General features: G+C 45.1%; 22 protein-coding genes. 13 read left to right on the plus strand and 9 right to left on the minus strand.

The window, feature by feature from the left end; translation table 11 throughout:
- Window positions 1–10 precede the first annotated feature (10 nt).
- The gene (locus ACK1LH_RS03905) at window positions 11–661 is read right to left on the minus strand and encodes a phosphatase PAP2 family protein (protein ID WP_029567269.1); all 651 of its coding nucleotides are present in this window, start codon (window positions 659–661) and stop codon (window positions 11–13) included.
- A gap of 117 nt (window positions 662–778) precedes the next feature.
- Here ACK1LH_RS03905 and ACK1LH_RS03910 point away from each other — a divergent pair, with 117 nt between their 5' ends.
- On the plus strand, window positions 779–1,591 hold the full coding sequence (locus ACK1LH_RS03910; RefSeq protein ID WP_035207743.1) for a YihY/virulence factor BrkB family protein: 813 nt from the start codon (window positions 779–781) through the stop codon (window positions 1,589–1,591).
- An 857-nt stretch (window positions 1,592–2,448) separates the two neighbouring features.
- On the opposite strand, the gene ACK1LH_RS03915 is transcribed toward ACK1LH_RS03910, so the two are convergent.
- Window positions 2,449–3,720 carry a uracil/xanthine transporter gene (locus ACK1LH_RS03915; RefSeq protein ID WP_411334556.1) on the minus strand — a complete coding sequence of 424 codons (1,272 nt, stop codon included), beginning with the start codon at window positions 3,718–3,720 and terminating at the stop codon, window positions 2,449–2,451.
- A 199-nt stretch (window positions 3,721–3,919) separates the two neighbouring features.
- Here ACK1LH_RS03915 and ACK1LH_RS03920 point away from each other — a divergent pair, with 199 nt between their 5' ends.
- The 5 genes from ACK1LH_RS03920 to chrA all read left to right on the plus strand — a co-directional run bounded on the left by ACK1LH_RS03920 (window position 3,920) and on the right by chrA (window position 8,157).
- Window positions 3,920–4,813, plus strand: a complete 894-nt coding sequence (locus ACK1LH_RS03920) for a LysR family transcriptional regulator (protein ID WP_411334557.1) — start codon at window positions 3,920–3,922, stop codon at window positions 4,811–4,813.
- A 2-nt stretch (window positions 4,814–4,815) separates the two neighbouring features.
- Window positions 4,816–6,033, plus strand: coding sequence for an amidohydrolase (locus tag ACK1LH_RS03925; RefSeq protein ID WP_081414261.1), 1,218 nt, complete (start codon window positions 4,816–4,818; stop codon window positions 6,031–6,033).
- An 81-nt stretch (window positions 6,034–6,114) separates the two neighbouring features.
- Window positions 6,115–6,555, plus strand: coding sequence for a FixH family protein (locus ACK1LH_RS03930; RefSeq protein WP_029283539.1), 441 nt, complete (start codon window positions 6,115–6,117; stop codon window positions 6,553–6,555).
- 127 nt (window positions 6,556–6,682) lie between these two features.
- Window positions 6,683–6,985 carry a PadR family transcriptional regulator gene (locus tag ACK1LH_RS03935; RefSeq protein WP_320155107.1) on the plus strand — a complete coding sequence of 101 codons (303 nt, stop codon included), beginning with the start codon at window positions 6,683–6,685 and terminating at the stop codon, window positions 6,983–6,985.
- Window positions 6,985–8,157, plus strand: coding sequence for a chromate efflux transporter (gene chrA / locus ACK1LH_RS03940; RefSeq protein WP_029283543.1), 1,173 nt, complete (start codon window positions 6,985–6,987; stop codon window positions 8,155–8,157). Before ACK1LH_RS03935 ends, chrA begins: the two co-directional genes overlap by 1 nt.
- 88 nt (window positions 8,158–8,245) lie before the next feature.
- Here chrA and ACK1LH_RS03945 read toward each other — a convergent pair whose 3' ends face one another.
- The 6 genes from ACK1LH_RS03945 to ACK1LH_RS03970 all read right to left on the minus strand — a co-directional run bounded on the left by ACK1LH_RS03945 (window position 8,246) and on the right by ACK1LH_RS03970 (window position 13,462).
- Window positions 8,246–9,109: a DUF6612 family protein gene (locus ACK1LH_RS03945; RefSeq protein ID WP_029567273.1), complete on the minus strand. Its 864-nt coding sequence runs from the start codon at window positions 9,107–9,109 to the stop codon at window positions 8,246–8,248.
- A 265-nt stretch (window positions 9,110–9,374) separates the two neighbouring features.
- Entirely contained in the window at window positions 9,375–10,340 is a 966-nt protein-coding gene (locus ACK1LH_RS03950; RefSeq protein ID WP_411334558.1) for a cation diffusion facilitator family transporter, read from the minus strand.
- 60 nt (window positions 10,341–10,400) lie between these two features.
- Window positions 10,401–11,525: an AI-2E family transporter gene (locus ACK1LH_RS03955; RefSeq protein ID WP_029283549.1), complete on the minus strand. Its 1,125-nt coding sequence runs from the start codon at window positions 11,523–11,525 to the stop codon at window positions 10,401–10,403.
- Window positions 11,526–11,624: 99 nt separating this feature from the next.
- Entirely contained in the window at window positions 11,625–11,996 is a 372-nt protein-coding gene (locus ACK1LH_RS03960; RefSeq protein WP_411334559.1) for a DnaJ family domain-containing protein, read from the minus strand.
- 88 nt (window positions 11,997–12,084) lie between these two features.
- Window positions 12,085–12,828 carry an STAS domain-containing protein gene (locus ACK1LH_RS03965; RefSeq protein ID WP_029567274.1) on the minus strand — a complete coding sequence of 248 codons (744 nt, stop codon included), beginning with the start codon at window positions 12,826–12,828 and terminating at the stop codon, window positions 12,085–12,087.
- Window positions 12,821–13,462, minus strand: a complete 642-nt coding sequence (locus ACK1LH_RS03970) for a B12-binding domain-containing protein (protein WP_029283554.1) — start codon at window positions 13,460–13,462, stop codon at window positions 12,821–12,823. Before ACK1LH_RS03970 ends, ACK1LH_RS03965 begins: the two co-directional genes overlap by 8 nt.
- 314 nt (window positions 13,463–13,776) lie before the next feature.
- Between ACK1LH_RS03970 and ACK1LH_RS03975 the strand changes: the two genes are divergently transcribed.
- The 6 genes from ACK1LH_RS03975 (at window position 13,777) to ACK1LH_RS04000 (ending at window position 18,770) form a co-directional block, all read left to right on the plus strand.
- Window positions 13,777–15,246, plus strand: coding sequence for a potassium/proton antiporter (locus ACK1LH_RS03975; protein WP_411334560.1), 1,470 nt, complete (start codon window positions 13,777–13,779; stop codon window positions 15,244–15,246).
- Between the two features lie 69 nt (window positions 15,247–15,315).
- Window positions 15,316–15,933, plus strand: coding sequence for a DedA family protein (locus ACK1LH_RS03980; protein WP_029283558.1), 618 nt, complete (start codon window positions 15,316–15,318; stop codon window positions 15,931–15,933).
- A 3-nt stretch (window positions 15,934–15,936) separates the two neighbouring features.
- Window positions 15,937–16,413, plus strand: a complete 477-nt coding sequence (locus ACK1LH_RS03985; protein WP_029283560.1) for a hypothetical protein — start codon at window positions 15,937–15,939, stop codon at window positions 16,411–16,413.
- A gap of 174 nt (window positions 16,414–16,587) precedes the next feature.
- Window positions 16,588–17,160 (plus strand): copper resistance protein CopC, encoded by a 573-nt coding sequence (locus ACK1LH_RS03990; protein WP_203289648.1) that lies wholly within the window; start codon window positions 16,588–16,590, stop codon window positions 17,158–17,160.
- 6 nt (window positions 17,161–17,166) lie between these two features.
- The gene (locus tag ACK1LH_RS03995; RefSeq protein ID WP_411334561.1) at window positions 17,167–18,237 is read left to right on the plus strand and encodes a copper resistance D family protein; all 1,071 of its coding nucleotides are present in this window, start codon (window positions 17,167–17,169) and stop codon (window positions 18,235–18,237) included.
- Between the two features lie 80 nt (window positions 18,238–18,317).
- On the plus strand, window positions 18,318–18,770 hold the full coding sequence (locus ACK1LH_RS04000) for an OsmC family protein (RefSeq protein WP_029283565.1): 453 nt from the start codon (window positions 18,318–18,320) through the stop codon (window positions 18,768–18,770).
- A gap of 32 nt (window positions 18,771–18,802) precedes the next feature.
- On the opposite strand, the gene ACK1LH_RS04005 is transcribed toward ACK1LH_RS04000, so the two are convergent.
- Window positions 18,803–19,372: a thioredoxin family protein gene (locus ACK1LH_RS04005; protein WP_029283566.1), complete on the minus strand. Its 570-nt coding sequence runs from the start codon at window positions 19,370–19,372 to the stop codon at window positions 18,803–18,805.
- 221 nt (window positions 19,373–19,593) lie between these two features.
- On the opposite strand from ACK1LH_RS04005, the gene ACK1LH_RS04010 reads away from it, so the two are divergent.
- Window positions 19,594–20,682, plus strand: a complete 1,089-nt coding sequence (locus tag ACK1LH_RS04010) for a mechanosensitive ion channel family protein (RefSeq protein WP_242524663.1) — start codon at window positions 19,594–19,596, stop codon at window positions 20,680–20,682.
- Window positions 20,683–20,713: the final 31 nt, after the last annotated feature.

Raw genomic sequence — 20,713 nt, forward strand, 5'->3', positions numbered from 1 at the left:
CCTCGTTTTATTATCTTTGAAGTTTGTACTTTAATGCAGCAATGCATATGACAAGCCAGGCACAGCCTGCTGCAAACCCTGCGATGACATCGCTTGGATAATGAACACCCAAATAGATGCGGCTGAAGCCTATTAATAGAATGAGAAGCATCGACAGGGTCAGAATCAGGACTTTCATGCTCTTTTTTCTGACCATGGTCGTCAGCAGGTAGGCTAAGATTCCGATAAAGGAAAAGGACACCATGGAATGGCCGCTTGGAAAGCTGTAGCCGCTCTCATCTACAAGCGGATTAAAGGTCGGACGGTCTCTCTTAAACAGCCATTTCAAATAATAGTTCAGAAGAGACGAGCCGGATACCGATACGATCAGAAACAGACCTTCCCACCATTGTCTTGCGATCAAAAGAAAGATCAGGGCAATGGACATGCCGATCATGATGCCTGTTACAGATCCGAGGGAGGTAACGGCGGACATGATCTCGCCGAACAATGGAGTGCGGAAGCCGTGTATGTACTGAATGATAGGATTATCAAAGGATTTAAGCTCCATTTCAATAACTTCATCGGCAAATTCGATAAAGACAAAACAGCATGCGCCGATGAGAAGGATGGAGTACATGATGAATGATTTGGACAGGCGCTCTTGTGCTTCGTTTTTCATGAACATGCTCCTTATGCGTTTAATTGTAGGAATACCACGTTTCACAAGCAAGCAAACATGTGGTTTCAATTGCAGGATTTTAGGAAATTAGAATACTACAATTGGAGGTGCTGCACAATGATAAAAGAACTGATAAAACGCATTCAGCTGCATGAAACTGGGGATCAGGCAGCCGTCCTGTCCCATTTCTTCCTGCTCTCATTATTTCCGCTGCTGATTTTTCTTGTAGCACTGCTTCCATACCTGCAGATTGAGACAGCGACAATCGTGGATGTTATTAAGCAATATGCGCCGGCTGAGGCGGGATCCATGCTGACGGACCACTTGACCGGTCTCATGAATGAGCCAAACGGCGGCTTGCTTTCATTCGGTCTTCTTGCCGCCCTCTGGTCTGCTTCTAATGCAACAAACGCCTTAATCCGTTCACTGAACAAAGCGTTTATTGTCGAGGAAACGAGGCCGTTCTGGAAAATCCGCCTTCAGGCCATCATTATGACGGTGGGACTTGTCCTGACGTTCGCTTTGACACTCGTCCTCCCGATCTTCGGAAGCGCCATTATAGAATTTGTCGGCAACTACTTTTCTGTCGTGAGCGAAAATGAAATCTTCTTAAATGTCTTGAGATTCATTATTTCATTTTTTATGATGTGTGCGGTGCTGATGGTACTCTACTATCTTGCACCTAATGAGGATATGACATTGAAAAGTGTATACTTCGGTGCCATCGTCGCCACTGTGATCTGGCAGGTGATTTCTCTCGGATTTGCCTTTTATGTTTCGCAGTTCGGCAATTATAATGCTACATACGGAAGTATCGGGGGCGTCATCGTGCTGATCATGTGGCTGTATTTATCAGGCTTTGCCATCCTCATCGGAGGAGAGATCAATGCGATTAAAGCCTGTGAGAAGAATGGGAAAAAGTGTGTTTAAGAGAGACTGAAAAAAACTCCAATCGGTTGGGATTGGAGTTTTTTTGTTTATCATTTCTTTGTCTGGCGTGTTGACAGCAGCGTGAATCGTACCCTCGGAAACCGAGAAACGATCTGGGAGGGTAAGCAAAAGCGTGAATCGTACCCTCGGAAACCGAGAAACGATCTGGGAGGGTAAGCAAAGCACTGAATCGTACCCTCGGAAACCGAGAAACGATTTGAGAGGGTAAGCAAACGTGTGAATCGTACCCTCGGAAACCGAGAAACGATTTAAGAGGGTAAGCAAACCACTGAATCGTACCTTCGGAAACCGAGAAACGATCTGGGAGGGTAAGCAAAAGCGTGAATCGTACCCTCGGAAACCGAGAAACGATCTGGGAGGGTAAGCAAAAGCGTGAATCGTACCCTCGGAAACCGAGAAACGATCTGGGAGAGAAAGCAAAAGCGTGAATCGTACCCTCGGAAACCGATAAACGATTTGAGAGGGTAAGCAAACGTGTGAATCGTACCCTCGGAAACCGAGAAACGATTTAAGAGGGTAAGCAAAGCACGGAATCGTACCTTCGGAAACCGAGAAACGATTTGGGAGGGTAAGCAAGCGCGAATCGTACCTTTGAAAACCGAGAAGTGGAATGGCGGATAGCACCAGAACAAAATCACCGAAAAAGGCAAAACCGGCCTTTTCCGGTGATTTCTTTTCTGCCTGTCAGGCCTGAACAGTCGGCTCCGCTTTTCGTATTGTCCAGCTCCATCGCTCAACTCCTCTGCCAGAACAAAATTGCCCAAAAAGGCAAACCCGGCCTTTCTGGTCAATTTCTTATCTGGCTCCCGGAGCTAAACGAGCGATTCCGCTTTTCTTTATTCCCACTTCACAAACGCCTCCAACAAAATCGACAGCAAAATCCCCATCATCAGTCCGTTTGAAAGCAGCGGTGAGATGTAGACGGAAAGATCCCGGAACACGGCGGGATCTGTGTTCATGATGCTGACGCCGATCAGGAGCGGGGCGGCGATCCGGAAGATGGTTTTTGAATCGAATGCTGTTCCCTGTATGCTTTTCAGCGCAGTTCCGAAAAGCTGAAGGTAGGCGACAAACAGGACGGCGTTGCCCACAGTTACCGGGAGAGTAACCAGAATGGATACAAGAGGCGGGAAGATTCCCATAATCGTGATCATCGCTCCGCCGATCAGAAACGGCTTGCGCTTGAAAAGCTGAGTGCTTTCCAAAAAGCCGATGGTAGAGGTAAAGGGAGCATACGAAACCAGCCCAAGTACCGAGGCGAAAGCGGAATAAGAGCCTGTAAGGAAAAAGGACCTTCTGAAGGATGCAGGTTCAGGTTCGTCCTGATAAAGCTTCGCAGCCGCCTGGATGGAAGCGATCGTATTGCTTAAGTTCATCATTCCGCCAAGAAAGGCAATTAAGACAATGCCCCATTCCAGGTTTGGAAGGCCAAGCGGGAAGAAAATGGATCCTTCAGGAGAAACGGATTTGGCTACAGTTTCGCCTGGGAAGAGGATCAAATAGAGAATCCAGCCGACCGCAATTCCAAGCAGAATTGAAAAGTTTCCGAGAAAGGCATTACCTTTTATTTTAAGGAAGCTGACAAACAGAACGAGCAGGATGGAGAATAAGCTAACAGCCACGTTTAGCGTTCCGTCATCTTCTATTTTCAGCATCCCTTTAAAAAAGGTGAGAATCAGCTGAAAGGCAAGCAGGAATAAATAGACGCTTGCAACCATTGGCGTGAAGATCTTCTGAACCACTGAAGTCAAGTTGAAAGCAGCAAGGATGATGGTGACAATGCCCGCGAGCAAAATGCCGGAAGCAATCCCGCCTCCAATTTGGGTAAAACTCATCCCAAGAGAGGATGCAGACATGCCGAGGTTAAGAATCAGTCCCCAAATAATCCCTGAATGGCCTTCCATGATCGGGTATCTGTGGCCGATCCACCCCTGAAGAAAACAGGCGATACCCGTAAAAATCAGGGAGCTTCTGAGTGTGACGGCAATCTGGTCCGGAGTCAGATCAAAAGAAGTGCCGACTGATATCGGAACCACAATCGTATTTGCAAATATAAAGAACAGCCACTGCACGGAGGCAAGCGGTGTCGTGAATTTAGAGTTGTTCATGTTTCAATCGATCCTCTCTGACATACTTCAGTATCTAGTCTATCAAACATCATTTTTCAGTTGGGAACGGCAAGTAGATTTTTAAAAAACACCCATCTTCAACCATTCAATTTATGCTATCATACAGTCAGGTATATGGAAAATATTTATATGATCGTTAAAGTATATGTAAATCATATGATAGTAAGGAGGATTGCATATGGATATCAGACAATTGAATTATTTTATTGCAATAGCTGAAGAAGGCCAGATCACAGCTGCTGCAAACAGACTCAAAATGGCCCAGCCGCCCCTCAGCCAGCAGCTGAAGCAGATGGAGACAGAGCTTGGACTTATTCTTGCCGAGCGAAAGGGGAAATCACTTGAGCTGACAGATGCCGGGGAAAAACTTTACCAGCATGCATTAAAAGTAATAGATGCAATGGAAGAGGCCCTTTTTGAAGTGAAAGAAACAGGTACAGGAAAAAAAGGGAAGCTGTCCATTGGGGTGAACACACTCTCAAACGATAATCTGCCCAGTTTATTAAAGGATTTTCAAAAGAATTATCCTGATGTAACTTATAAAATTCAGCAGAATGATTCAGCCCAGCTTTGCAGGCTGTTAAAGGAAAAAGTGCTGGATCTTGCCATCGTCAGACTGCCGCTCGATCTGAATGATTTTCACGTCATTCACCTTGAACCTGAACCTTTTTACTTTGTCTCTTCAAGCCCGCTTGATTCTGATCAAAGAACCGTTAGAGCAGAGGAAGCCATAAAGGTTCCTCTCATTATTCCAAGTACAGAAGGACTTGGTCTTTACAGCAAGATTTTATCTGTTTTTACATCAAGAGACTTGGAACCTGACGTCATATGCGAATGCTCGGATGTCACCATTCTCTTTGATCTGGTCGCAGCAGGTTTTGGCGCAACGATTGTACCTGAGACGGTCATCAGATTAAAACCGCCTGAGGGTCTTCACGTTTATCTGATGGAAGAAACGGAGGGGTTGGGAGAATCAGGACTCATTTATTTAAAAAATCACTACCTGCCGAAAACGGCACAGAACTTTATTGATCTTCTGCAAGAAAAGAAAAAGGGACAGATGGAGGGGTAATTGTGAAGAAAACGCTTGTAAAGAATGTGATGATTGAAAAGGGCTATGCTTTTAATGAATTGGGAGATGTCACCGCTACAAAAACAGACATGGCTGATTTCATTCTTTCTGACGGGAGAATCGAAGAAATTGTTCCTGCCGGTTCAGAAGTATTTGAAGATTATGAGCTGTTCGATGCAGAAGGCGCATTGGCACTTCCTTCGTTTGCGGAAATGCATATCCATTTGGACAAGACCTATTACGGAGGGAAATGGAAAGCTCCGACTAAGGCGAAATCGATTTTTACGAGAATAGAAGAGGAACAGATCCTGCTCCTTGAACAGCTGCCCTCCGTGCAGGAACGTGCAGAAAAGCTGCTTGAGCTCCAGCTGATGAACGGGACCGGATTTGTCAGAACACACTGCAATGTCGATCAGGTTGTGGGTGTGAAGCATATTGACCTGCTTCAACAGGCATTTAAGACATATGAAAATAGGCTTGAAGGTGAGATTGTCGCTTTTCCCCAGCACGGTTTGCTCAGAAGCAGCAGCGTTGAGCTTGTAAAAGAGGCGATGAGAAACGGAGCACAGTTTGTCGGAGGTGTTGATCCGGCTACAGTGGATGAAGATATTGAAACGTCACTCTCTTCAATGGTAGAGATAGCTGTGGAATTTGGGGCAGGAATTGATCTGCATTTGCATGACAGAGGACACCTTGGCATTTATACAATTAAACGTTTATTGAGCATGCTGGAAGATGCGAAGTTCAAAAAGCCTGTGACAATCAGCCACGCATTCGGACTTGCTGCCCTTTCAGAAGGCGAAGCACGGGAGCTCGCGCTCAGATTTGCAGAACTTGGAGTCAGCCTTGCTTCAACCGTACCCCTTGATTTTAAGATGCCGCTTGCTTTAATGAAGGCTGAAGGGGTAGACGTTTATCTGGGCAATGACAGCATTACAGACCACTGGGATCCTTTTGGTACCGGGGATATGCTTGAGAAGGCAAACGTGCTTTCACAGGTAAACCGGTGGAAGGATGAGCTTGCCTTGAGTCAGTCGCTGGGCTACATCACAAAGGGAATAACTCCGCTGTCAAAAGAAGGTGAGCAGCTTTGGCCAAAACCGGGAGACCGCGCGGATTTTCTTTTAACGGAAGCATCCTGCTCTGCGGAAGCCATCGCGAGAAGAACAAAAAGAAAGGCCGTGTTCTTTAGAGGAAAGGCTGTATATGAAACAGAATAACCATGAAGGCCGAGTTGTGCTTGTTCATTGAAGCGGTTACAATAATGGAAGCTTTATTTTTTCATAGGAGATGAATGGAAGATGAAACGAGTTGCAGCGGGGATTTTGCTGATGTCAGTTTTTTTTGTTCTTTTTGCCTGTTCAAAAGGCGAAAGCGAGGCAGAAGGTTCACTGATGGTTCATGCCGAAATCAGCGTTCCTGAAAAGATCAGCCTGAATACGGAAGAAACCCTTTCCGTCTCTGTCACACAAGGAAATCAGGCTGTGGAAGATGCTTCTGACGTGCAGTTTGAAATCTGGAAAGCAGACAGCAAGGAAGAAAGTGAAATGATCAGAGCGGAGCACACAGGTGACGGTATCTATGAAGTTAAGAAATCGTTCAGTGAAGAAGGCAGCTACTTTGTGCAGACTCATGTCACGGCCCGTGACTTGCATGTTATGCCCAAAAAAGAATTTGTTGTCGGCAAAGGGACTCTCACGGATAAGTCAGAAGATAAAAAAGAAGACCATTCTCATCACTAAAAGCTTCCAGCGGAGGCTTTTTTTTATAGTATGAAATTCTTCAATCTTTACATAGAATTAATCATTCTTTGTTACAATATTGATTAGCGATATCGAATTTCGATATCAAGAAAGGTGATGGTCAATCGTGCGTGAATTTATTTTAGGCGCCATTAAAATTCACATTCTGTACCATGCGAAAATCGAGCCGATCTACGGGTCCTTCATGATTGAGGAGCTTAGAAGCCACGGATATGAAATCGGTCCGGGAACACTCTATCCGTACCTGCACAATCTTGAAAAGGCAGGCTACTTAACGAGAGAAGACCGCAAGGAAAACGGCCGGATCCGCAAATACTACAGCATCACAAAAGAAGGAGAGCAAGCGCTCATCGATGCGAAGAGAATGCTGAGAGAGCTTGCAAAAGAAGTGTTGAGGGAGGAGTATTAATGCTTAAAACGTGGATTGAAATTCTGCTGGTGTCAACGAGGCTTGGCCTCACTTCATTTGGCGGGCCAGTGGCTCATCTGGGTTATTTCAGAGATGAATATGTGAAAAAGAGGCAGTGGCTTGACGAACGCAGCTATGCAGATCTTGTGGCGCTCTGCCAGTTTCTGCCCGGTCCTGCGAGCAGCCAGGTAGGCATATCCATAGGGATCGTCAGAGGGGGATTGGTCGGAGGCTTTATCTCCTGGTTTGGATTTACAATGCCGTCTGTCATTGCTCTTATCCTGTTTGCCTACTTTGTTACCGGTTTTCAGGCTGAAGACGCCGGGTGGATCACGGGTCTGAAGATTGTCGCAGTTGCGGTTGTAGCACAGGCGATTATGGGAATGGGGAAAAATCTCGCACCTGATCGGCCGAGAATTGCCATCGCTGTGATTGCCGCAGTATGCGCCCTGTTTTTCCCGACAGCGATCGGTCAAATTGCCATCATCATCATTGCCGGCGTGACCGGTTACATCATGTACCGGAATCAGGATGTTCCAAAGGCTGATAAACTCGCTATTTCCATAAGTAAAAAGACAGGAGCTGCAGCCTGGATTCTATTTGCCGGACTGCTGATCGGACTTCCGCTGCTCCGCCAGCTCTTCCCGTCTATTTGGATGGCGATGTTTGATACGTTTTACCGTGTCGGATCGATCGTCTTCGGCGGAGGGCATGTCGTTCTTCCGATGATTGAGAGAGAGGTCGTGCCTCCAGGCTGGATTTCTGAGGAAACCTTCCTTGCCGGATACGGTGCGGCCCAGGCGGTTCCAGGACCGCTGTTTACGTTCGCGAGTTATCTCGGGGCGTCAATGAACGGAGTGACAGGAGCCCTTGTTGCGACAGCTGCCATGTTCCTGCCTTCATTCCTATTGGTTGTCGGCATGCTTCCGTTTTGGAACTTTCTTCGGGAGAAAAGCAGCGTGCAGGCAGCACTGATGGGAGTGAATGCCGCTGTTGTCGGTATCCTTCTTGCTGCACTCTACGATCCGGTCTGGACAAGTGCGATTAAATCAACAGGAGACTTTGCACTTGCCCTGGCAGCATTCGCCTTGCTTGTCTACTTTAAACTGCCTCCATGGCTTGTCGTGCTGCTGGCTGCTGCCGGCGGTATCGTTCTTGGGCTAATTGGATAGCAGTTGAATGATGAAAAGACCTTCTTTTGGAGGTCTTTTTTCTGTTTAATATAAAAAATCACCCGGGAAAATCCCGGGTGATTTGCAATTAACCTCCTGGCTGCACCTCTACAGCTTGATCCAAGACTTCTTGAGGAATACTGAAGCCTTCAAGCTCGTTCATTTCTGAGAATTTGGTAGAGATAGCCTGCTGCAGTTCCACTTTCTGTTCGTTTTCCGTAACGAACATTTTAATCACCATATCCAGGGCTTTCGGATAGTGGGTTTCTTTATCAAGTGTGTACGTATAATCAATTTGTTCAATGTCCATTTGGTCCATAACAGCCTGCATATTCGGATCAGAGCCCATCATGTTTCCAGTCAGGCTCATCAGTTTTTCTCCATTACCTTTTACGCTCAGGATATATTCAGTGTCTGTTTCTTCAAGCTGAATGTCATCAGCCATTGCTTCCATTTGCTTAATCTGGTCTGCAGGCGTCATTGTTTTAGCCTGATTCATCATTTCTCCCATGCCCGGTCCTGCCTGGCTCATTTTGATCCAGCCTCCTGAAGCAGGATCGTTCATGTATATGTACTGGTCATCCATATACATTTCAATGGAAGTTGTCTGTCCTTCAGCTGACATATTCATTGTCTGCTGCATGACAAGCGGCTCGATATTCGTTTTTGTCTGCATGTCGGCCGTTGTTTCCATTTTTCCTTCACTTGATGTAATTGTCATATCCATTGTGCCGTCCATAGCGAAGTTTTTGAGATCAGCTGATTTCTCAGCAGCCGATGCAAGGACTTCTTCAGCTGTAGCTTCTTTCTCGGTATTTTCTGTTTCAGTCGTCTCCGTCTCCGCTTTTTCTGCTTGCTTGTCTTCTTTCTCCTCATTTGTTGCAGCACTCTGTCCGCATCCGGCCAAAACGAGTGTTAACAGTAAACTGATCAATAAACCCCATTTTTTCAAAATAAACAAGCTCCTCTCAGGTTTGGTCTATCAAGCTGTACATACTTATAAACGTTTGAAATCTCTTAAAGTTTCACTTTTTTTACCCCCTGACACTACCTGTAAATCATTTGAACTTTTCCCTTTGTTATCCAATTTAAAACCATTAAATAGGAAAATAGCAGGAATAGAACACATCAGGGATTCCATTGCCGAAAAAGGCCTTCCTTTCCATAAAAAAATCCGAACTGGCTAACCCAGCTCGGATTTTATTTAGCTTTAATACTTAAACGGTAGGTTCGTCGCCCCATGTTTTGATTCCGTCAGATTCAAAAATGCCCAGCGTGACATCCGCGATATCAGGATCTGTATATAGCAGGTCCCGTACTCTGATTTTAATATCGTCGGCTATGGCAAGGGATAATCCCGGTTTCAGCTCAAGGTAGCTTTCAACATGATACTTCCGGCCTTCCTGGAGTATGCGGAGGTTTTTAATGTCCTCAACGTCCGGATCAGTCAGGATTAATTCGGCAATCCGGTCTTCCACATCTTTCGGTGCAGCAACCCCGATCAGGCCGATCGTATTCTCATAACCGATTTTAACGGCGATGACAATAAGCAGGATTCCAATCAGCAGCGTGCCGATCCCGTCAAGCACATAGAGGCCGGTGAAATAAGAAACAACAATGGATACCAGGGCAAGAAGCGCACCGAACGTTGCAATAATATCTTCATAAAAAACAAGACGGGTCGGGGGAGAGGCAAGGCTGACATTTTTGAATGCATTTGATGCGAGCGCAAGTCCTTTTCCTTCCGTTCTTGTTTCGTGCGCAATTTCCTTCATTGCTTTTATCAGAATGAGTCCGTCAATGATAACGGCAATCACAAGGATACTGGCATTCAGCACGATATTTGTGGTTTCTTTCGGATGCTGAATCAGCTCCCATCCTTTATGCAGCGTCTCATAAGCCATAATGGATATAACAATAACCGCTATCAGAACAAAAAGATTCACTACCCGGCCAAAGCCTGTTGGAAACCGTTTCGTCGGAGCCTTTTCTGCAAGCGCGCTTCCCACAAAAACGAAGCCCTGATTGATTGCGTCTGCCGCTGAATGGAGAGTAGTTGCAAACATCGTTCCATTGCCGCTTATGAAGGCGGCAATCCCTTTAATAATAGTCAAAGCCGTATTTCCAAGAGCGGCAATCCCTGATGATTTGTTTCCCTTTTTCAATAGTTGAAAAAACGACATAGTCCACCTGCCCATTTTTATTTGGTCATTTCCTATTACTATCCTGCAAATGCGTAAAAATTACTCCATTTCAATGTCAATTGCTGAGTTGCGGAGCGGATCCTTCTTTTCTTTTCTGAGCAGATACAGCCTGTATGAATGACTGACTATGACTTTTAAGATGGCATAAGTCGGAACGGCAAGCAGCATGCCCAAAAGGCCGCCCATGCTTCCTGCGACAATCAGGAGCAGGATAATCGTCAGCGGATGAATATCCAGTCTTTTCCCCATGATCAGCGGGGATGTAACGTTGCCGTCGATTTGCTGGACGATAATGACCACAATCAGAACCTGTATGACCATAAATGGCGAGTCCAAAAAGCCTACAATCACGGCAGGAATCACCGCAATAAATGGTCCGAGGAAAGGAATAACGTTCGTCAGCATCGCAAAAAGAGCGAGGAGAATGGAGTAATCAAGGCCGATAATCAGGTAGCCAATATACATCATGACCCCGACGACAAGGCTGACAAGAGCCTGCCCCTGAATATAGGAGCTGAGGGCATGATCCATGTCCTTTAAAATCAGCTTTGCTTCTTCAGCTTTTGTGTATGGAAGAAAGCGAAGCACTTGTTTCGGTGCATGGTCCCCGTCTTTCAGCAGATAAAAGACGATAAACGGAACGGTCACAAATATGGTTGCTATGCTTGTCAGAATGCCGATAAACCCTGTAATTCTGCTCCCGATATTGCTGACGTTTGACTGGAAATAATCTGTTACAGAAGCCGTCATTTTTTCAAACGTCATGATGTCATTCTGTTCAAAGCGGGCAAACCATTTGTTTTCCCTCAGTGCTAGAAGGTTGTCCTGCAAGGTCTGGACAATTTGCGGGAAGTTGTTGATCAGCTGCTGAAACTGCTGTTGAATCGGCGGGCCAATCAGGAAAACAGCGAGTGTGCCAAGTCCAATCACAAGCAAGTAAATAATGATGATGGAAATGGTATTTGGAACACCTTTTCTTCCGAGGAACCTTACAATGGGCCGGAGCAGATAAAAAATGATGCCCGATACAAGAAACGGAAAGAAAAGTGTCGTGAAAATGATTTCAAGAGGCCTGAAGATGAAATCCACTTTCGTTGATAAAAGAATGATTGTCAGAAAAATAATAATGCCGTATCCGATTTTAAACATTTTGTCTTTCGGCAAATAGATGCACCACTTTCTGTCGTATTTCTCACTTTCATGAGCTTCGGCAATTTGCCATAATCAGCTTTTCCCGAGAAGGGATTGAATGAAACCATGTGATTATTCCCACTGCTTGTACTGGCTCTCAAGCTGGTCTGCTGAAAGCTTATTTTTCTGGAGAGCAGGCGGACATATCCGATTATAGCTGATAATGTCCTGATTGATTTTCTCAACTTCTTTTATACGCTGATTTTTATCTTTAAGTTTCATTGCCCTCTCAATCTGCTGTCTGATTTCTTTTTGACGCTGCAGCCATGGGGGCAGATAGTTAGCATTTTTGACGATTTTGGAGAAAATATCCCCTTCGAGAGCACTTTTTGGCAGGGGCTTTCCCATCCCCGGCAGTTTTGCAGCACCGCCTTTTTTCTCAAAGTCACCGTAAATCGAGCTCATCAAATCTCTGTTCTCTTTATTGTGTGGTTCTTTTTTCATCGCAGCCTCCCGTATTGCCTTCTTTTAAGAGAACTTCTGTATCCATTCCCAAATTCCTTGCATGTACGAAGATAAAAAGAAAAACCTATCATAAAAGATAGGTTTCAAGCGCGGAACTGAGGCTGCTGACATATGTGGCATCAAGTGTTGTATGGCTGCTGTAAACTTGTTTCGCCTGAACCGGATTCAAGCTTGCAAAACAGGTGGAAGCTCCCATCAAAGTGAACTCCTTCACGAGATTTGCAAGAGCCTTCATGCCGGTTTCAGTAATGGATCCTACACCATGAAAATCAATCGTGACTTGCTCTGCACAGGTTTCCTGGAGAAGATTTAAAAGTCTTCCGGCATTAGCTGAAACCAGCTCTTCGGTCAAATCACCGTACAAGGGGAGAAGGGCTGTCTTTTTCGTGAGCATAATAAATGGGCACGAAAGCTCAATGATTTTCCTGTATGCGTCCTCTGCCTCTTCTTTTTTTGCAAGCAGCTGCAGGTCTGTTTCCGCAAGTCTTCTGCGGTGAAGCTCGACCTGCTGAACAAGCATCTCCATTTTTGAGTTTTGCTCAGTAAGAATCAGATACAGAAATTCATTATCTGTATTTATGTTCAATTTAAACAGAGCAAGGGGAGATTGTAAGGTTCTGAGTACAAGCTCTGAGTCGTTTTTTCCGGAAGATAACACTTTCTCGGCTTTTCTTCTGCTGTCCTCATCAGCCAGATCAAGAAAGCTTTCCTTCTCTGCAAACAGCTTGCCGGCTGCAAGAGAGCGTTCAAGGATACGGAATTTTTTATCTAATTTAAAGAAAGGAAGCGGAAGGTGTCTGCCGTCAAGCATAGCTGTTTTCCTTCAGCAGCCAGTCATTTGCTGCAGATAGACTGGAGAAAAGCTGGGTGTTTGATGAACAGATGTTCTTGAAGTCATACGAAGCAACCAGTCTTCCTCCCACAATCACCTGAGGAGAGTGATCAAGTTTTTCTATTTCATCTATATAGTGTGACAGACGTTCAGAGTTTTTACGGAGTGAAAAAGAAAGTCCGACAACATCCGGCTTCCATTCTTCTGCGTATTCAAGAGCGTATTCCAGCGGCAGACTCGCTCCAAACAGCCTCGTCTGATAACCGTGCCATTCAAACAAAATAGAAACCATCTTCAGCCCCAGGTGATGAAGTTCATCTTCCAGGCAAAGAAACATGGCTTTTTTTTCGGTTTTTGGTATTTGCTTTAAACTGTATTCTTTATACCGCGACAGAATAAAGTCGCAGGTTGTGGTTGCAAGGTGTTCATCAGCTACAGAAATCTCATCTTCTTCCCACAGCAGGCCAATCTTTGCCATAGAAGGAGTCAGTAGCTCCTGCATAACCGCCAGAGGATGTGCACCGTCATCGTGGCTTTTTTTTAAGATATCCCACGCGCCATTCTGATTGCCGTCAAGCAGCAATCTTGTAAAAGCAGCAGTATCTATATTCATTCTGTCACCTCAGAATCCATCAATTAAATGTTATGACCCGATTTCTGCCATCTTCAACCTATCTTACCATATTGGGGCTGATTTAGAGGAGGAAGAAGCATCCATCAGCTTTGAAAAGAAACCCCATTTCCCGGTTCAAATATTAGACTGTACTGGCTGAAATACTATAAAATAGACTTATTCCCCTAATTAGAACCTTTAAAACCGAATCAGCATTGATGGTTCTTCCAGAAATTCCTTTATACCAGCCCCAGGCTGACATCTTCATTTAAAACACTTTTTACCATAAATCTAAATCTAGAGGTGAGGCCATATTGACATTTTCTGTAGATAACATCATTCTCATATTCGCTGTTCTCCTGACAATCGGAGTTATGACCGCAAAGTTTTCCTCGCGGCTTGGATTGCCTTCACTTGTCTTCTTCATTGCTGTCGGAATGGTGCTGAGCCATTATATTTACTTCGACAATGCAAAGCTTGCCCAGCTTTTTGGGGTGATTGCCCTCATTATCATTATCTTTGACGGAGGTCTCCAGACGAAATGGACGGATGTACGCAAGATCATCGTTCCGTCTTCAATGCTTGCGACAATCGGCGTTTTTGTCACAACCATCATCATAGGGGTATTTGCTAAATATGTTCTGGGTCTGACGTGGCTTGAAGGGCTTCTGTTCGGTGCAATTGTCGGATCAACGGATGCAGCAGCTGTTTTTGCCGTGCTCGGCAATAAAAACATAAAGAAACGGCTGACTTCAACACTTGAAGCAGAATCCGGAACAAACGATCCAATGGCTGTTTTTTTAACCGTTACCATCATCCATTTAATTGGCCAGCCGGAAACGGGATTCTTCGGCCTTATCCTGCGCTTCTTCTGGGAAATGGGCTTTGGGCTTGCTGCAGGATTGCTTTTTGGTAAACTCGCTGTTTGGGTCATCAACAAAATCAATCTGGATTCTTCCGGTCTTTATCCGGTTCTTTCACTAGCGATGGCTGTCCTGACTTACGCTCTGACTACCGCAGCAAATGCAAGCGGACTGCTTGCGGTTTATGTGATGGCGGTTATTGTAGGAAATTCAGACCTTACTTTCCGTCATTCCATTATCCGCTTTAACGAAGGCCTAGCTTGGATGATGCAGATTCTGATGTTCATTTTACTTGGTTTGCTTGTTTTCCCGAACCAGCTTGTTGATATCGTTTGGGAAGGACTGCTGCTCTCCATCGTTCTGATGATCGTCGCGCGTCCGGCAGGAGTGTTCCTGAGCATGATAGCCTCCAAGTTTTCAGTGAAAGAAAAACTGTTTATTTCGTGGGCCGGACTGAGGGGCGCCGTTCCGATTGTCCTCGCAACCTATCCGATGCTCGCGGGGCTTGAAAACAGCCAGCTGATCTTTAACGTCGTCTTTTTCGTCGTTTTGACATCTGCGCTGCTTCAAGGAGCGACACTGACGCCTCTCGCAAACAAATTAAAGCTGTCTGAAAGCAAGAAAAACTCTGTGCCGCATTCGCTTGAGCTGATTTCAATCGGGAGGACGAACAATGAAATGGTTGAACTGGAGGTCGGAGAAGGGGCTGCCGTCTCAGGAAAAGAACTGAAGGACATTGAGCTTCCGAATGATGCGCTTATAACAGCTGTCATCAGGAACGAAAAACTTCATACGCCGCGGGGGGAAACGAATATTTTCTCAGGTGACACCCTGTATATTCTTGTTTCGAAAAAGAACCGCGAAAAAATTAAAGCGATCTTTCAGGGAGATGGCCATGAAGCAGCCGAGAGTTCTGAGTAGGAATCAGAACTCCGAATTTCATTTCCTTAGAATAATCAGGCTCACTTAAATGAAAGGGCAGTGAAAAACATGGAGAGTTCGGAGCTTCTTATTTTTATGGAGGAATACGGATATGTTGCCCTTTACGTCATGCTTTCAGCGGGTACCTTCTTTATTCCCCTTCCTAACGAAGTCATCATCATGATGGGAGGATTTGCATCTTCACACGGGATCCTGCATCCGGTTCCTGCTTTTTTCACCTCATATTTGGGTATCATGACTGCCCTTACATGCTGGTTCTTGATCGGAAAAAGTTTTGGCGGGCTTGCCCTTTCCATTCTTGTCAGAAAAGAAAGAGCAAAGAGACGGTTTGAACGATTTCAGCACCGCTTCTCAAAATACGGAGAATATACGCTTGGAATCACTTATTTTTTTCCGCTTCTGCGTCATTTAGGCCCTGTGCTTGCAGGGATGAACAAGGTAAAGTTCTGGAAATTCGCGCTGCTTGCATACGGTTCTGCATTTATATGGGCTCTCGCGTTTTTTTGGCTCGGAAACCGGTTTGGCGACTCGGCTGAAACAGTTAATGCCCTGTTCAACCGTTTTGGCCCGGCTTTTATAGCTGCAGGCTGTGCACTATTTGCAGGAATGATCCTGCTGCGCTACGTTCAGAGAAAAAGAATAAAATCACAGCAGCATGGGGGTTAGGGAATGAGTACTGAAACGATGGATGTGTTTCATAAGAAAACGGCAGTAACCTTATTTAATGGAGTTTGGGACCTGATGGAAAAGGAAACGAGGAGTCAGCAGGAAACCGATGCGATGATTCATATGGCTCATGCATCCCGCTACCACTGGGAGCAGGCTGGAAATGCTCTTAATCTCTCAAGGGGAGAATGGCAGATCTCAAGAGTTTACGCCATTTTAGGAAGAGCTGAGCCGGCACTGTATCATGCGCACCGAAACTTGGAGATCTGCCTTTCGAATGAAATCAGGGATTTTGATCTTGCTTATGCATATGAAGCCCTCGCGCGGGCATATTTGACGGCTGGTGATGGCACTAAATACAGCGAGTATATGGAGACTGCAATTCTTGCTGCTGGACAAATTGAGAAAGAAGAAAACCGCACTCTCCTTGAAAATGATTTAAATCAGCTGAAACTTCATGCAGCAAAACTTGGATGGTAGGACATATCCGGGTTTTTTTGTTTGTGTAAACAAACATCCAAACTTATAAAAAACGCGTTCTCTATGTAATCAGGGCTGACAGAAGTTTAGAAAACTGTTGAAATTAGGCGAATGTCCCGCCGGTATACCGTGATAAGATACAGTGGATGATATAAGTGAAAGGAATTGATCGAGATGAAAAAATGGATAAGTATAGCGGTAATGGCCGTTTTGCTGATTTTCCCCAATGCCGTCATGGCGCACACACATATGACTTCTTCTCTTCCTGAAGAGGGTTCAACTGTTACAGAACCTTTGAAAACAATAGAATTGACATTTGATACACAGATAGAACCCCTAAGTTCGATGAAGCTTGTGAAAGATGGATCTGAGGTGCCTGTTGAGGTTAAAGCAGAAGGGGAAAAGCTGGTTGGCACGCCTCAAAATGAGCTTGAAAACGGAGCTTACACAGCTGAATGGAAAATTATCGGCGAAGACGGACATGAAATGGAAGGAACGCTTTCTTTCAATGTTCAGCAGGAGGCTGAAGAAGCTCCGCAAACAGATGAGGAAGCCCCGCAAACGGAAGAAGAACCTGAAGACAGCGGGAAATCTGAAGGGGAAGCTGCAAAGGAACAGCCGGCTGATGAGCAGACCGGAAGTGCTGAAGCTTCCGAGGAAAACTCTCCGGTTATGCCAATAGCCCTTGCGGCAATTGGCGTTCTGGCGGTTATTTTCATCATTTCTCTCATGAGAAAAAAACGGTAAAGAGCTGTGAATATCCTAATACCCATCGGAGAAGGAATAACCTATATTCTTTTCTCCTTTTTAATTGGCCATGTGGTTCTGCAGCTTGTGCCGGCCAAAAAAAAACCTGAAATGGCTGTTCCTAAGAAATATTTGCTGCTGTCTGTTGTGCTGATCATCGGGCTCACATTTCTGCCTGTGTTAAAAGTAATCCTGAGCTTTTATCAGGCGGCAGGAATCAGCCAGACCGTGCAGTCTGTGCTGATGGATTTCCAGATTGGACAATCCTGGATGATGACAGCGGCTGCAGCCATTGTCTTATGGCTCGTCCTATATATGGACGGCCCGAGAGTCATTCAGGGGATGCTGCTGCTGTTTATAATCTTTGCACTTGGCTATGCAAGCCACGCTGCGTCCTTGTCGTTTTGGGCGGGCATGGCTTCGCACAGTATTCATTTTCTTGCTGTGGCTCTATGGGCGGGTGTTTTACTGCATGCTGCCTGGTTTACGGTCCATCCTGAAAACTTGCAGTCCTTTTTAAAGTGGTTTACGCCTTTTGCGGTTGTCTGCTTTTCTGTCCTGACTGCAGCGGGTCTGTTTGTAATGAACATGATGGTTGATTTACGGGACTATGTGCAGGCATGGCCGCTGTCATATGGACAGGTGATCTTGCTGAAGCATTTAAGCATTATTCCCCTGCTTGTTTTTGCTTTTCTAAATGGCTTTGTAAGAAAGAAGGCGGGAGAAACGGTAACATTCGCGTGGATCAGAGCGGAGAGTCTGATCATTGGCGCTGTATTTTTTCTGACAGGCTTTCTTGGAACACAGGCCCCGCCTCACGACGTGAATGTGACGCTGCGTTCAGAAGGAGCAGCTCCCCTGTTTGAGTGGGTCAAGGGCACAATAGAGCCTCAGGGAACGGTAAGCCTTCATTTTTCAATAGATGGCATCCTTCTATTATTTATGGCAGGTCTTTTTCTAGGAATGATTGTTTTAAGTTTTATGAAAAAAAGAAACGCTTATGCAGCGGTTGTTCTTGCTTTGCTTTTTATTGTCTCAGCCTATTTGGGACTGATGTCAGGTGTGTCGGTTTCCTGACTGAGCACAATTTCTGACATTCCGGTCTGCTGAAGCTATACTTTAATGGTGAGATGCACATTATTTTTGGAGGGATCTATATGGCTGAACATTCTTTTTATCTGAAAGCCCATTGGCCCGGACTCAGAAATGACGTTGGGGAAATCGAGAGCGGACAGCTGAAAACAAAGGTTTCCATTCCGCCTGAAATGGATGGGCCGGGTGTCGGAACGAATCCTGATGAAATGCTGCTCGGCGCTGCAGCAACGTGCTACATTATTACGCTTGCGGCCATGATGGAGCGCAGCCGCCTTGATAAAGAGGATTTAACGATGGAATCTGAGGGGATTGTTGAAGTGGTAAACGGGGTCATCACCTATAAGCGAATCGTGCATCGCCCTGTTATCACGTTAACAGCTGCAGCTTCAGAAAAAGATATAGAGCTCGCGAAGAAACTTGCTGAACGTGCTGAAAGCTCGTGTATGATCAGCCGTGCGGTTAAAGGGAATGTGGAAATTGAACTTCAGGCAGAAATCAAGAAAGCAGCCGCTTAAGTAACGGCTGCTTTGCTGTTTATTCGGATTGATTATACATGCAATCTTCGTTTTTTGAGCGTTGTAATGATGCTGTATGAAACTTCTTTCCAGAGCGATTCGTCTTCTTTATAGGAGGCAGTCAGTTTTTGGATCATCTCTGTCTGCTTTTCTTTAAAATCAGGGTGATCTTTTTCAGGCAGATGTTTTCTGAGCGAATCAACAAGCTGCTGGATTTTCGGGGCGCGCGGACCCCAGACCGCTTTTTCATTTCCGTCCCGGTCGATGAAGATGAAGATTGGGATGGCACGGGATGTACCGTTTGTTAAGTACTGATCCATTAAGTCAAGGTTGGAGTCGCGAAGCAGAAAACGCACGTCCATTCCTGCCTCTTCGGCAATTTTCAAAAGAATCGGGTTGTTGAGCATGGCGTCTCCGCACCAGTCTTCTGTCAGGATGATGACGCGAAGAGACTGGCTTCTCATGCTTTCGAGAATGGAGATGTCGTCTTCATCCAGTGAAAATCCCTCGTGAATAATCGTCATTTCTTCTTTGTTGACATTCATTTGCTCCATGTATTCCTGTGCTGTTAACCCTTTTGCAAACCAAGCGTTTAGTGACATTGAATGTACCTCTCTCTGGTTTTTATGATAACGGTATCAGAATCTCAGGGAAAAATCCAGAAAGTTGTTCTGAGCCGGATTGATTCATAATCCCTTAAGGGAAGCTTAAGAAAAATGTCTTTTAAAATAGGGACCAAAAGACCATGAGGATCTCGAAGAGTTTAGTATAATAGTATTTTGTGAAAAATATAAGGGATAGAAATATAAGGGAGAGAAACGTATTGCTTGAAAAATATACCTCAACTGAAAGCCTGATTGAGATCGCCGTCAGTATAGGGATTTTCGTTCTGTTCATGGTTCTCCGCAAGCTGTTTACGAAATATGTGTTTAAGATGATTCTTAAATTCAGCAGCAAAACACCGACGGATTTGTTCAGAAATGTCCTAGTTGCCTATGAAAAACCGCTGCGGATGTTTTTTATTCTTATCGGATTGTATTTGGCGATTTTGTATTCTCCTTTTTTGGACAATCAAAGGGACATACTCAGCCAGTTTTACCGTTCTTCCATTGTTCTCACACTGGCGTGGGGACTGTATAACCTTACAGCATCATCATCCCTGCTTTTTGATAAAGTAAACAAGCGGTTTGAGCTTGAGATGGATGATATTCTTGGGCCGTTTTTATCCAAAGTCATGAGATTTGTCATTCTGGCTCTTACTTTCAGCATCATTGCCCAGGAATTTAATTATGATGTGAACGGGTTTGTCGCCGGACTCGGTCTTGGAGGTCTTGCTTTTGCCCTTGCAGCCAAAGAGACGATCGGCAACTTTTTCGGGGGCATCATTATTATCACAGAGAAGCCGTTTACCCTTGGTGACTGGATCAAAACACCAAGTGTAGAAGGAGTTGTAGAAGACATATCCTTCAGAAGCACAAAAATCCGGACATTCGCTCAGGCCCTTGTGACGGTTCCAAACTCTACACTTGCCAATGAGCCGATTACAAACTGGACGAAGATGGGGAAAAGGCAGATTCAGTTTACGCTTGGGGTCACTTATAATACAACGCAGACACAGCTTAAGACGTGTGTGAAAAGAATTGAGCATTTGCTTGCAGAGCATGACGGCGTTCATGATGAAACAATCAACGTTGTTTTTAACGCTTTTGGCGACAGCAGCCTCAATATTTTCCTGAATTTCTTTACGAAAACAACCGCTTATGCCGACCATTTAAGCGTGAAGCAGGACATCAACTTTAAAATCATGGCAATCCTGGAAGAGGAAGGCGTCGATTTCGCATTTCCAAGCCGGACCATTTACGTTGAAGAAGCCAAACAGGAAGTGAAAGAAAAAGAAAAGCAGTACAGCTAAAGCCGGTGCGGATGCACCGGTTTTTCTGGTA

This window comes from Metabacillus indicus (assembly GCF_046603695.1).
Taxonomy (GTDB): domain Bacteria; phylum Bacillota; class Bacilli; order Bacillales; family Bacillaceae; genus Bacillus_P; species Bacillus_P indicus.